Below are 14,101 nucleotides of genomic sequence, written 5' to 3'. Positions count from 1 at the left end.
AATAGGTTTAGTACGGAGCAGATGATATGAAATTGATAGGCTCAGAAAAACATGCCAAACTAAACATCATTGTTTCATAAATCGAACAAATAAATGGATAGACTCATCGCTGCTAAGGTCTTTGCCGACGTTGCAATCACGGGTAGCTTTACCGCGACGGCTGACAGGCTAGATATGTCTCGCCCTATGGTAACTCGGTACATTGAAGCAATGGAGAGCTGGTTAAACATTCGTTTATTACATCGCACCACGAGAAGAGTGTCTTTAACGACAGCTGGGGAGTCCTGCTTGGAAGAAGTGAGACAGTGGCTGAGGCAAGCCGACACCATAACCGGCTTGGCGAATACCAGCGGCAAACTGTCTGGTTCGGTTCGACTAGCAACCAGTATGTCTTTTGGCTTTTCTCAACTTGTGCCTGCTATTCAACAGTTTATGTCAGCACATCCTGATGTGAATATTGATATTGATTTGCAAGATTCTGTGGCCGATCTCACTGAGAGTCAGATAGATCTGGCTATTCGTATTGCCTCTGCACCGGACCCTTCTTTGATTGGTAAATCAATTGCAGTATGTGACTCTGTTATTGTGGCGTCGCCGCAGTACCTTACTAGTGCAAGTGAAATCACAAAACCTGATGATCTAGCTGAGCACTTGTGCCTTGGGTATAAGAATTTTCAGCAGCATATTTGGCATTTGCGCAAAGGTAACTCACAACAGTCGGTAGCCGTAAATTGTCGTTTAACTGCGAACGAAGCAACGGCCTTATTGCACGCAGCGTTAAGTGGTGCTGGTCTGGCAATTCAACCCACTTATTTGGTTAACCGCTACATCAAATCTGGCGAGCTTAAGCCGGTACTACCTGATTGGAAGCCAAGCGATATGAATATATATGTGCTCTATTCTTCGAGAAAGTATATGTCTCCAACCGTGAGGGCATTGATAGACTATTTGTCTCACTATTTTGCCAGCACGCCATGGTGAAACTACAAGTATCTTATAGAGTTACATCTTAATGTTGTTACGTTACTAGCTTGTTTGATCAGGGGAGTAGCTAACACGACGAATGTTTTATTATCGCTATATTTCTCAATTACTTTTTACTTAAAACTAAGCCCAGCTAGTTGCTGGGCTTGGCATACTTAGCAGATGTAAACTGTTGGGCAAAATTCAGGAGTGGTATAGCATGCGCCGTAGTCTTTACTGTAAGCGCCAGTTCCGCCTGCTATTTCTTTCGTTTGTTTAGCATCTAGCGCTTTATTTGCGTTAAGGTTTTTTAATTTTACTTTTTTCAGTTTCATGTTGTATCCAGTTATTTTTTATCTTTGATTATTCGGTAATGTAGATAAATACCTATTTCTAAGTACTTATCCGTTAAATAATGTGTTTGATTTTTAAACACATTTCAAGCGGGGATGGCAAATAACTTCAGTAGTTCTTTTAGTTGTTTGTTTTTTAAGTTGTTTATTATATTGAATTTTTATCAAGCAAATAAAAATGACAGCGTTGGATTTTTGTGCATTTCAATCTTGTTGATTGTGCAACCTATATCCAATCAATTGTTGCAGCAAATAGCTGCGTACGCCTTACACATTAAAAGAAGCAATGCTAGTATCCTAGTTAGGATAACAATCGAGTTGATAAAAAGTAGGAAGCTAATGGCATTATCATTTCAGACCTTAAGGTTGCACATTATTGAGGTTAACGACGATCTTCCAGCACTCGATCGTGAACGGCTGATAGAGCAAATTCCCCATATCCTGAGTTCTAACGTGGTTGAAAACCTTCCCCCTTATTTTCATGGTATTGATTCAACAAAACAGGCCGAAAACTGGTTTCAGCGTATGTGTTCAGAGAGCCGCTTACTGCAAGTTAAGCTTGGGCAGCATGAGACAATTGGCTTTTTGTTTGTTTACGTTGAAAACGAAAGTGATGCGCATATCGGTTACTTATTGGCTGAAAAGCACTGGGGTAAAGGTTACGCCAGTGAGTTGCTGCAAGGGTTTATTCATGCAGTTACCAGTATAGAGTGTTGGAGTACCCTAATTGCGGGAGTGGAGCAATCCAACCATGCTTCCATTCGGTTGCTCAAAAAGCTGGGGTTTTCACAGCAAGTGCATGATGAAAACAGTCCACTTTTCTTTGAATATGAGATCCATCGTGTCTGTTGACCTCAGCGGTTTGACTTTTATTTCCCTGAATGTGCTTTGGTCACAGCGCTCGACTTGTCGTTAGTCCATCAATTGATAAAAGTAAAAAATATAACAATTGTTGTTATTTTCTTGTTAATGTAAGCGCTTACATGTTAGGTTTAACATTCAACATACGATTACACCGCGCTGAAAAGTGTGTAGTAAAGCTCGTGTGTTTGAAAAGCGCTATATTTTTCAATTGTTCGGGGTTGTTATGGATTGAAATGTAAGCGCTTTCATTTCTGCGGTTTATGAAGTGATAAAAGGATCCGTGTTTTAGTGGTTGATCACTAAAGCAGTTTTATACATTACATTTGGAGACATAAAGTGAAAACGAGTAGCAAGTTAATCGCAAAGCTCGCAAACATTAGCGTTATCAGTCTGATTGTTTGTGCGTCTTCGCAAAGTAACGCGGCTGTGGGGAATTTACTTTGGGAAGATAATTTTAATAATTTAGATACCAACACATGGAATATAGATGTCGGGGATGGTTGTGACCAAGGAATATGTGGTTGGGGTAATCAAGAATTACAGTGGTACAGTGAAAATAATGTCTATATTACCGACATTGTAGGCGAGGTGGGAAACAAAGGCCTTGTTCTTGAAGCAAAAAATCAAGCGATAGGCGGCAAGGCATTTACCTCAGGTAAGATCCAGAGTAAGAATAAGCTTGCTGTGCAATATGGCATGATAGAGATCAGAATGAAGGTATCTGATGTCGACACGGGGCTTTGGCCTGCACTTTGGATGCTAGGGACGAGTACTGCTAGCTGGCCGGCAAAAGGCGAAATCGACATCATGGAGATGGGCCAATCTCAAGCCGCTCGTAATGATGCAGGATTTCCCGGTGCGCCAAGCAATAACTATACAGGCTCAAACTTAATTTTTTATGCAGATGCCGCCTGCAATGAAGGTAATCCAACCTGTGCAGCAAGTGTGGCATACAAAACCGATAATGCACATTTGTCCTCAACCCCCTTAACCAATCGCTTTGTTATCTATCGTACTTATTGGACTGAAGAAACGATCCGTTTCACAGTTGAGGATAATGGGGTCGAATATGATATGTTCGATAGCCCGTTTGTTATTAGTGAAGAGTCAAACGAATTCAACGCGCCATTTTATCTATTGATGAATTTGGCTGTCGGCGGGTTATTTACGGACGTGCTTAGCAATGAACAGGTGAGCGCGCCACTTCCTGGGAAAATGGTGGTGGATTATGTGCGTATTTATGAGCTAGATGGTCAAGGTGAAGTGTTCAGCGGCAATGTCACTAAGCCCGAAGTTGGCACCTTTGGTGTTTTTAGTGAGGGGCCAAGCGATAATCAGTTAGTGCCGGGAAGCAACGCGGATATTTATGTGTGGAACCAAAACTCACTCACTCAGGGCAATATCCCTGCCTATGAAGGCAATGAAGTGATTGCATGGCAATATTCGCCAACGCAGTGGTTTGGAGCCGGTATTCAAAGTCGTCAAGCGCGAGATATGAGCAACTTTAGGGATGGTTACTTAAATTTTAAGATTAAAATTCCTGCGAATGTGAGTTTCAGAATTGGCATTGCTGACACTTATACTAATGAGAACTGGATCACATTCCCCGCGAACACCAATCAGTATGGCCTTGTTCGTGATGGTCAATGGGGTGAAGTGCGTATTCCAATCACTGAGTTAGCGGGTAGCTTGGTGGCATTACAATCAATTAAAAATCACTTCAATATTGTCTCTGTCGCTGGGCAAGAACCTAACTATTCTTTTCAAATGGCAATTGACGATATTACCTGGACAGGGGGCGGTAGTGCCCCTGTCGATAGTGATCAAGATGGTGTTGAGGATAGCCTCGATCAGTGCCCAAATACTCAACCAAATGAAGAAGTTGATGCGAATGGCTGTCCACTGAATAATTTACCCGATGGATTGGAACAGGTCTCTCTGGATACTTTAACTTTCTATGTTAACACTACCGGCTGGGCGGATGTTCATTATCGAGTCAACGGCGGTGTGCAGCAAAATGTCCGCATGCAAGTGGTTAATGGTCGCAATGAGCTGACAATATCTGGGCTAGCAGTGGGGGATGTAGTTAGTTTTTGGTTTACTTACCAACAGGAGGACGGAACGGTCGTAGATACCGCAGAGCAGGCCTATATACTTTCAGAATTCTCAGCTGGTAACGATAGCGATGGTGATGGCGTGAATGATGGTATCGATCAGTGTCCAGATACGCCTGTGGGGGATGTGGTAAACACCGATGGATGTAGCATTTTAATCACTGAGCAACTTCGTATCGAAGCGGAAGACTACAGCAACTATTTTGATAACGATGCAGGCAATACAGGTGGCGAATATCGCAATGATGATGTTGATATTGAGCTGACCAGCGACAACGGCGGTGGTTACAACGTAGGTTGGACGTCGGCGGGAGAGTGGCTCGAATATCAGGCTAATTTAGGCGCGGGAAGCTATAATTTGACCGCACGCGTTGCCTCCCAAGTTGGTAACGGAGCGTATAACGTTCTTGTTAATGGTAATCTAGTTGCCAGTACCGTTGTGCCTGCTACGGGTGGCTGGCAAACCTTTATTAGTCAAAATATTGCGTCGATTACGTTAAATGAGGGTGTACATACCGTTCGTGTTGAAATGGCGGGTGGCGAGTTAAATCTAAACTGGCTTGAGTTCAATATCGCTGGTTCATCTAACAATGATAGCGATAACGATGGTGTGCCAGATAATCTAGACCAATGTCCCAATACCCCTACGGGGCGCCAAGTTGACAGCCAAGGTTGTGAGCTCAGCTTTGGCACTATTGTGCCACTTTATGATGCAACAACACCTTTAGAGCAAGCCGTTAGTTATGACCGTGGAGATGCACTAATTACGCGTTTTGCTGATCGCGGCCGAGACCGCCATGCAAAAGAAGATCAGTTTCAAATCTATGATCACTATTTATCGCATTATTGGACGCATCGAACTGCGCAATTTGAAATCGCTGATTTTGTAGCTAAAGGCGGCTCACGCATTGAAGTGACCTTTATTACAGAATGGAAACTCGGTGCGCGCGAATTTCGTGCTTGGTATCGTGGATTAGGCACAGTTGCTGAGTACCACGGTAATTACTTTGGTGGCGGTGCGGTCGTTGAGCTTGATAACGGCAGTTATGATACGAACTTTAATAAGATAAGTGATTCAGGTGATCAATATCGTTATAGAGTGATCATTGATGACTACAGGCCGCTAAATTGGGACCCTGCTGCAGGTTTTTTGCCTCTTGAAGTTGGTCAGCGCATGGAGTTTGAAGTTAGCCAATTTCTTGATGCGCCACCAGAAGGACGAGAAAATTATTATGGTACAACGTATTTATACATGGTAGGTGAAGGGCTTGTCCCATGGAAAACCGTTGGCGACTTTGCTGATCCATCATCACAACGCGAAGATTCTTACCCGATTGCAGAATCGGGGTGGTTAGGAGGCAAAACCACATTGCCATACAATTACACTAATGAGCCTGATAATCACTTTATGCAAATGGCGACCAATTTATCGAGCCAAAATGGACAGGCATTTGTTCAGGGGCGACGTGTTCACCACAGTAGTTTTGTTAATGGTGAGCACGATGAACGCAACGGAGAAAATGGCGTGTTTAGTGCGGTGGTTGGAAAGTCAGGCCCACACTATATCAACGACAGTTGCGCAGCTTGCCATGTTCGCAATGGTCGTGCGGCTCCACCAGCTATTGGCGGCTCATTGGCAAAATGGGTGTTTAAAGTGGCCGATATCAATGGCAACACCCATCCCTTATTGGGGAATGTGTTACAGCCTAAAAACACAGGCATAGATACCGAGACGCAAGGCGAGGGAGATGTAACGATTGCTTCGTGGACTGAAAATAATGGTTTGCGTTCACCCAATTACCAATTTAATAAAACCACTCCAGCACGCTACTCAGCCCGTATCGCGCCTCAGCTGGTGGGCTTGGGCTTACTTGAAGCGATACCAGAAAGTGCGGTGTTAGCCTTGGCGGATGAAAACGACAGTAACGGCGACGGTATTTCGGGCAAAGCGCAGCGCGTGAACGATCCTATTACCGGTCAAACACGGTTAGGACGCTTTGGCTACAAAGCTGCGGCGGCATCAATTAAACACCAAGTCGCTAGTGCATTTAATACGGATATGGGAGTAACCAACTCGGTATTTCCAAATCCTGACTGTGGAGCATCACAATCAAGCTGCGGAGGTGGCGGTGTAGAAGTGTCTGATCAACACCTCACTGCGCTAAGCAAATATATCGCTTTATTGGGTGTAAGAGCGCAGCGTGGGCTTGACGACCCTGAGGTGCAATTAGGAAAGGCACGCTTTACCTCAATTGGCTGTGAAGGTTGCCATACAGCAACATTTGAAACCAGTGAGTATCATCCATTTGCGGAGTTACGTGCGCAAACGATCCATCCGTATACCGATTTATTACTACATGATATGGGCCCAGGTCTTGCGGATAACTTAGGTGAAGGCATCGCTAGCGGTGCTGAGTGGCGAACAGCGCCATTATGGGGGATTGGATTGTCTGCTTGTGTGACAGGTGGTGTTGATAATGTGTTAGGTGGGCAGGGCAATGAGTTTTGTACCGCTGAGCCAAGCTATCTGCACGATGGTCGTGCGCGAACGATTGAAGAAGCTATTTTATGGCATGATGGTGAAGCGCAAGCAGCGAGAGTAGCTTACGAAAGCTTGTCGGCAAATGATAAATCAGCCGTGTTGGCATTTATAAACTCATTGTAAGTTTGTGCATCAAAGATCACGAAAGTCATGAGCTTTGATGCACTTGAAGTTGTTATTACAGTGCTTAGTCTTACAGCGTGTAATGGAAACCGATGGCGATACCGTCGTCTTCGGTTTGTGACATTTGTGCTTCTTGCGCGGCATCGGCGCTTGAGAAGTCACTAAAGTCCTTACGTGCTTCAATGTACAAAATGGTGTCTTCAGACATAAAGTAGTGTGCGCCTATCACGGCAAACTGACGCTTAAAAACATCATTAGGATCAGCATTAAAGTTTGGTTGGATCACATAGTCATCGCCCGCATCAAATACGTTGTAAGCGATAAATGTACGCACGTCATTATCAAAGCGGTAGCTAACAAGCGACTCTAATCCAACGGCATCCTTGATTAAGCGGCCTAGGTTATCTGTATCGTGGTTTTCGTTTTTATTGATGTTTGCAGCTGCATACCAACCAGGCTTATAGAAATCCCCGTAAGTAATACCGACGCCATAAATTAAATCTTTAACCGATTGATTTCGGCCACCAGCGTACACAATATCAAACGCGCCGCGGTTAACACCGGCTGTGAGAGTTAAGTTTTCGGTCGCAGCATAGGTAAGTGAGGCACCATAAGTTGAATTAAACTCTACTTTTTGTGCCGCGTTGTTCCCTTGATTAAATTGGGCTTCGCAGGAGCTGCTCGAAATATCAACGACATCACAAGTATAAAAGTCATCAGATTTTAGCTGAGCTTGTACAGCAAAGCTCAGCTTGCCAAATTGATTACGGTATTGCAGCACTTTATCACCACGACCAGTACCATTGATCGCGCCGTCGTCTTTGTTATAGGTGTAAACACCTGCGGCATTACCATCCCAAACTAGGCTGTAGTTGGTGCTGTATACCACGTCGTACCAAGCGCCCCATTGTTTTCCTAGGGTAACTTGGCCGTATTCATCGTGCTTAATACCAACATAACCTAATCGGTTATATAAAAACTCGTCTTGTATTGATTCGAAGCGGTTGCTGTAAACAATATCACTACTACCAACAGGGTTTACACCCCATTCAAGGAGTGCGAAAGCCTGCCAGTTGTTTTTCAATTGGCGTTTAAAGTCAAAGTTAATACGCGATGCGCCGTTTACCAACTCAGTCTCGCCTTGAGTGTTAATAACTCGAGCATCGATAAAGCCGCCAACCGTGACACTATTCTTTTCATCTTTGAATATCTCGATAGCGTGTACTGTTGGAATAGTAGTCACGCTAGCGATTAGGGTGGCAGCAAGTGTTCTTTTCATGAATTACCTTGTTTCAATGTTGTTGCTAAATAGGGCTAAATTAGCTAAAAAATGGAGATTATCAAAGCTAAAATACAGGCAAAAGTGAAAAAATATCAAGAAAATAACGTGGTTTTTGGTAAATTTATTCATTTTCTGTTCATTGATTTTAAATATCAATGAGTTAGGAAAGTACGAGTTCCGAGGTTATTGATTGATTTTACGCAATAAATGTAAGGGGTTATAGCAATATCAGCGTTTTGTGACAGCTAAATAACCTGAGGTTTGGATAAGGAATGAGCTAACTCATTGTTTTTAAGCCCACATTAAATTATACCCTTATCTAGCCAGACAGTTTTGGGGATAACAAGGCGAATTTACGCACCAATAGCTGGCTATTGGAAGTGAATTCAACGCAGTTAGCGCTAAAATTGGCTGCTAGAAAGGCATTAATTATCTGAAGCTCAGGTTAAATAGCACGAAAAAGTGTAATTCAGCGAAAAATCAATAAAACATCATGTTTTTGGTAGATAGACTTCTGTAGTCTTCCAATTAGATACACAACTACAAAAGGGAGATTGAGTAATGCTTGTTAAAAAAATTGGCATCTCAAAATTGGCTTGTTTTTCCACCATTATGTTGTTTTTTATTCATGAAGTTCAATCATATAGCGAACCACCAACAGAGTCGTATGGTGTTATATATGGTTCTAAAGACGGTAATAGCAAAGCGATTTACTTAAGTGACCAAGATGGTAAATCGCCAGTAAAGATCGTGAAAGCCACGTCAAGTGACGGCTATCCTGCTGTCTCCCCATTGGGAGACAAAGTAACCTTTTACGGTAAATACGATAACTTCAAAACATGGTCAATTCATACCGTTGACATTACTGGCCGCAATCTGAAAAGATTAACCAGTAAAAAATATGTGTGGGATAGTGCACCTGCTTGGTCTTTGGATGGAATGACGATAGCGTTTGCTAGAGAATATGAAAATAAGGAAGGTGTTTGGCAGGAAGAAATTTGGTTAATGAATGCTGATGGTAGCGAACAGCGCCAAATTAAAAATCTCGAAGGTCGTGCTCCAGAATTTATGCCAGATGGTCGATTACTATACCAATCTAAAGCCAGCCCAAGCCAAATTAGCATTGCCAATTTGGATGGCAGCGAGGTTATTCAACTCACTCAAGACGACACTGATAACATGTCTCCTCAAATTTCCCCAGATGGCACAAAAATAGCCTATCTATCTAATAGAGATGGGAATCAGGAAGTATATGTTATGAGTATTGATGGAACCAATAACAAGCGACTGACTCGTAATAACATTCAAGAGTGGGATCCATCTTGGTCTCCAGACGGCACAAAGGTGTATTTCGCTTCAGAGAATGTATTTGGCTTTTATGATGTCTTTTCTATAAATGTGGATGGCACGTCTATCAAAAAAATACTTCAAAACAGCTCGCAAGCGACAGTTGTGCCAGGTCTTGACCAAGAAACGCTACAAAAATTAAAGAAAACAAATGAGCGCCAGTAGGTCTGTGCGCTGACAGTAAATGGTATAGACGTTCAGATAAAGCGGTATGGAGACTATTTCAATGACTATTACACGATTCATATTTAACCTGAGGTTTGGATAAGGAATGTTCCAACTCATTGTTGCTAAAGCACAACTTAGTTTTCTCCTTGTCTAGCCAGAGAGTTTTAGGGAAAACAAGGCGAATTTACGCACCAATAGCTGGCTATTGGAAGTGAATTCAACGCAGTTAGCGCTAAAACTGGCTGCTAGAAAGGCATTAATTATCCGCAGCTCAGGTTATTTAATATAACGAATATTGCTGGCTAAGTTCAAGACTAGGAGGTATTAATGACAGCGCCAAAAGGATTAAAAACCCTTGTTCTTTATGCTTTTTTATTTTTCCCAGCCTGTGGCAGTACAGCTGTGACGGTGACGCAGCAAGACCCTGTGGTGATAGGTAATACACTGGTATTGAAGTCTGAAATTTTAAATAATGAAATCCCACTCAATATTGCGCTTCCTAGCAACTTTGATCTTTCTTCGAAACTTCATACTTATCCCGTGATCTTTTTAGTTGGTAAACATGGTAGTGAGTTCTTCCATGCGGTCAGTGGTATCGTAAAACACTTAGCTGATGTAGAGCGGATGCCTGAAACCATTGTTGTTAGTATCAATGGAGGAAGCCCTTCACCAGATATTTACCATAATGATATGTTTGGTGGTCAGTCGAATAAAAAGTGGCCATCATGGGGGGAGCCTAAAAAATATCATGATTTTTATCAAAATGAGCTGTTTCCGTTTTTAAAAGCACATTATCGGGCTAATGAAAAACGTACAGTGATTGCAATTTCAACGAGTAGTTTCTTTCCATTAAATAATCTCATCCATGAAAAACAGTTATTTGATACATACGTGTTTTTAGCTGCGGCTGATATCATAGGGATGGGATACACGCCAAATAAAACTATGGTAGATAGTCTAGTTGAAAGAGTATCTGAAGACCCTAAAAATGGCCCCCTTATTTACTTTGCTGTAGCTGGAGACGACCTAAAAAAGGAAAAGAAGTATCAAAGCAATGTGAATAAACTCAAGAGCCGCCTGAAGAGTATAAAAGACCTACCTTTTATCCTCAAAATTTATGATAACGAGGGACATTATGATGCATTGCTAAAAACGATGCTGGATGTGATAGAAATAAAATACCCGAAGCCACTTTGGTCAGCAAAGTATCGCGATATTGTGACTAAACCTGGTAATGCTCTAAAAAATATTGATAACTACTACGACCAATTAAGTGAGCGCTATGGTTTTACTATATTGCCAAGATCAACGCGTTGGAATAGTGTTAATAGGCTCGGCTTCATTAGTACGTATTTGATTAGACAAGGCCGAGTCATAGAAGCGATAGAAGTCGCAGAACGTTACACCGAATATCAACCTAAGTCTTGGCAAGCCTATGAGTCATTAGCAAAGGCATTTGAGGCGAATGAGGATAACTTACAAGCGCTGAAAAACACCAAAGTAGCCGTGCGACTGGTTGATAATGAAGTAAATAAAAGCCTTCTATTGGAATACATCAATCAATTAACCGAGGCGCCAGAGTAAATATGCTGCTACGTTCAGTGAAATCATTAACTCTACTTTGTTTGATGCTCTTTTTGATGGTGTTAACCGCCTGCAACAACGATAGCAAACTAGACTTTGACGCGTTTGTTGAGAAAAAACTAACAGATTTTCTGATTGAGGAAAATGCACAAATTGCTTCCATCGCTATTGTGAATGATAAGCTTAACTATCAAAAGCAATTTGGCGAGTTTCCTGATGGTACAAAGCCACGCCATGATACCGTGTATGAAATTGCATCCATCACTAAAACTTATACCGGGTTGTTGCTTGCCAAGGCGGTAGTAGATAAAAAAGTGCAATTAGATGAAGATATTAGGGTGTACTTGCAGGGTGGTGATTATCAAAACCTGCAACATCTAGGCAAACCTATCACTTTGCGTCATCTCGCGACTCACAGAAGTGGTTTACCGCAAGATTTTGCATATACAAGCGCAGATATAAAGTCTGGCAAGGCTTTTGAGCTGTTCTCTAACTATTCAAAAGCGAAGTTTTTTGAAGATTTAGCTCAGTACCAACTTACCTCAATGCCTGGTCAGACATTTCAATACTCCAATGTTGGCGCAAACCTGACTGGGTATATTTTGGAAAACGTGTATAACCGACCATTATCTACACTTGTTGCGCAATTGATCACGGAACAATCGGGTGAAGAACATACAAGGTTTCGTTTAGAGCCCAGTGAGATAAGTAAAATAACGAGAGGGGTAGATAGAAACGGCAAAATTGCACCGTTACTCAGTCCACACTCGTTTGCTGAAGGCGGACTAACATCCAATGCAGCTTCGATTGCCGATTATATGCAGTATTTACTCAGCACCCAAGCAGAAGAAGTGCTGTTGTCGCGCACCTTATTAACAGAAACCAGCAGTGAACATGGCCATGCATTTTTTTGGAATACATACGAGTATCACTCAGCTAATCCTATGTTCTATCACAGTGGAGGCTCTATAGGTACTTCCACTTGGCTTGCGCTTTATCCAAAGCAGAAGTTAGGAATATTTATTGCCACAAATGTTTCAGCGAACAACACGCAAGGGAAATTAAATGATATTGCCAATGCGATTGTTGAAAAGTATGAGCACGCTAAGCGCTAAAAAGACAATGAAAATTCCGGATTCAAGAAGTTAAAAAATATGCAATTGATTAAAGTGGTTTAATATCAGCTTCATTAGCTTACTTTCTGAAGCGAAAGCTGGATCGGGTACGAACTTAGAGACAAGGAGTTAGGTATGAGTTTACTTACATGGATACTCTCTCATGTCACACTTGCGGCATTTTGGTTTTGGATTTTAAATTTTGGCGGAGCTGCAAAAATAGAAGGATGGAAGTCGTTCTTTATCATAGGGTGGTTTGCTGCGCTATGGACTGCTGAGCAGTTGCGTTTGTATGCACTGTGTATTCTCGTACTACAAGTTCCTTGGTTTATTGCAGGCCTTTTGATTCCGCAATGGCGAGGCTTTGCGGTGTAACATCAATTTGCTTAATTAAGTGCTCTATTTTGAGGCGAGAAAATCTTGTCGATAACAAGACAAAGATTTTGCTATTTAGTTATTCTAAATAAGAAATCTTTAACGCAGTTAGCGTCAGATTTGCTCCTTCAAATTGAGCAAGTATTAAGACAAACTGGTGTCATTGTCAGGTTTTGTAAAGGTGCTTGGATTTGTCTGTTTCCTAGTGCAATTATATTTACTTGAAAACTAAAGGCTCTAATAAAAGGATAGTTTATGAAGCAGATGAGCATTCTAGTTGCTATGTTTTGCAGTTTAATAATTTGCGATAAAAGTTATGCCCAAAACAATTACGATTTAGGACAAAAAACACCGGGATTAACACCCGAGTTATTTGCTCCAGGTGTCGTTTCTACGGATGAGCACCGCGAGACTGAAGTGTTGTTTTTGCCAGATATGTCAGAGCTTTCTTTTACTCGCTCTGGTGGGGAATATCAAAAACCAACATGGATTGTGATGCAATATAAAAACAATCAATGGATTGAAAAATCAATACCCGAAGCAGACATAAAAGCATATCAGGAGCAATTTAGCCCACCGGTTTCACACATACAAAACATCGAGCCTTTTAAAGATATTCCAATTAGAGGTTATACCACCTCAGCAAAAGGGACACACTACTTTTATGTCTTAGATTTGAAAGACGGCAGTGGGCATTTGAGTTATTCACGGCTTGTTGATGGCAAATATGAAACACCGCACAAAATGAGTAAGGCAATTAACCAAGGAAAGTACATTGCTCACCCCTACATCGCGCCAGATGAGTCTTATATTATGTGGGATGCTGAAAAGGAAGGTGAAAACACGCCTGATATCTACATTAGTTTTCGTAACCAAGATGGCACATGGACAAACGCAATAAACATGGGAGATACGATTAATACGGCTGCGTACGAGCAACGACCTAAAGTATCACCAGACGGAAAGTACTTATTTTTTTGGCGAGGTGACAAAAAAGTCAAAAAAGACGGCACGAGTTACTGGGAAGGTAATCCATATTGGATGGATGCGAAGGTTATTGAAACGCTGAGACCAACACACTAGTGCTCAGTTATTCTTGGTCATACTACCACTAAAAACCTAGACTAAACGGCATGCATGCATGCCTTTTTCTACATCACTGAATTTTTTATTAATGGTCTAATAAAATTACCTTGAAAAAAGGAACAAAGGTGATTTAATAAAAAAGCATGGATACTGCCAGGGATTGCTGAGAATAGTATCGTATTTAG

General features: G+C 41.8%; 10 protein-coding genes. 8 read left to right on the top strand and 2 right to left on the bottom strand.

The features are described from left to right. Positions 1-93: 93 nt before the first annotated feature. Positions 94-981: a LysR family transcriptional regulator gene (locus PNC201_RS11145; RefSeq protein ID WP_102057084.1), complete on the top strand. Its 888-nt coding sequence runs from the start codon at positions 94-96 to the stop codon at positions 979-981. A gap of 158 nt (positions 982-1,139) precedes the next feature. Here the strand turns inward: PNC201_RS11145 and PNC201_RS23255 are convergent, their stop codons facing one another. Then, on the bottom strand, positions 1,140-1,298 hold the full coding sequence (locus PNC201_RS23255) for a hypothetical protein (protein ID WP_019647551.1): 159 nt from the start codon (positions 1,296-1,298) through the stop codon (positions 1,140-1,142). Positions 1,299-1,655: 357 nt separating this feature from the next. On the opposite strand from PNC201_RS23255, the gene PNC201_RS11140 reads away from it, so the two are divergent. Beyond that, positions 1,656-2,168, top strand: coding sequence for a GNAT family N-acetyltransferase (locus PNC201_RS11140; protein ID WP_102057083.1), 513 nt, complete (start codon positions 1,656-1,658; stop codon positions 2,166-2,168). Between the two features lie 348 nt (positions 2,169-2,516). Further along, complete coding sequence (locus PNC201_RS11135) at positions 2,517-6,959, top strand: di-heme oxidoredictase family protein (protein WP_102057082.1); 4,443 nt, start codon at positions 2,517-2,519, stop codon at positions 6,957-6,959. 70 nt (positions 6,960-7,029) lie between these two features. On the opposite strand, the gene PNC201_RS11130 is transcribed toward PNC201_RS11135, so the two are convergent. Beyond that, on the bottom strand, positions 7,030-8,238 hold the full coding sequence (locus PNC201_RS11130; protein ID WP_102057081.1) for a porin: 1,209 nt from the start codon (positions 8,236-8,238) through the stop codon (positions 7,030-7,032). A 564-nt stretch (positions 8,239-8,802) separates the two neighbouring features. Between PNC201_RS11130 and PNC201_RS11125 the strand changes: the two genes are divergently transcribed. The 5 genes from PNC201_RS11125 (at position 8,803) to PNC201_RS11100 (ending at position 13,913) form a co-directional block, all read left to right on the top strand. Beyond that, positions 8,803-9,753 (top strand): TolB family protein, encoded by a 951-nt coding sequence (locus PNC201_RS11125; RefSeq protein ID WP_102057080.1) that lies wholly within the window; start codon positions 8,803-8,805, stop codon positions 9,751-9,753. Between the two features lie 330 nt (positions 9,754-10,083). Then, the gene (locus PNC201_RS23515; RefSeq protein WP_233525165.1) at positions 10,084-11,340 is read left to right on the top strand and encodes an alpha/beta hydrolase-fold protein; all 1,257 of its coding nucleotides are present in this window, start codon (positions 10,084-10,086) and stop codon (positions 11,338-11,340) included. Positions 11,341-11,342: 2 nt separating this feature from the next. Further along, entirely contained in the window at positions 11,343-12,455 is a 1,113-nt protein-coding gene (locus PNC201_RS11115) for a serine hydrolase domain-containing protein (RefSeq protein WP_010605183.1), read from the top strand. A gap of 135 nt (positions 12,456-12,590) precedes the next feature. Further along, positions 12,591-12,830, top strand: a complete 240-nt coding sequence (locus PNC201_RS11110) for a hypothetical protein (RefSeq protein WP_102057079.1) — start codon at positions 12,591-12,593, stop codon at positions 12,828-12,830. A 255-nt stretch (positions 12,831-13,085) separates the two neighbouring features. Continuing rightward, positions 13,086-13,913, top strand: coding sequence for a hypothetical protein (locus PNC201_RS11100; RefSeq protein WP_010605180.1), 828 nt, complete (start codon positions 13,086-13,088; stop codon positions 13,911-13,913). Positions 13,914-14,101 lie beyond the last annotated feature (188 nt).

The organism is Pseudoalteromonas sp. NC201, from assembly GCF_002850255.1.
Classification (GTDB): domain Bacteria; phylum Pseudomonadota; class Gammaproteobacteria; order Enterobacterales; family Alteromonadaceae; genus Pseudoalteromonas.
The sequence above is the reverse complement of the archived record's forward strand: the minus strand, read 5'-3'. Positions and strand labels throughout refer to the sequence as shown.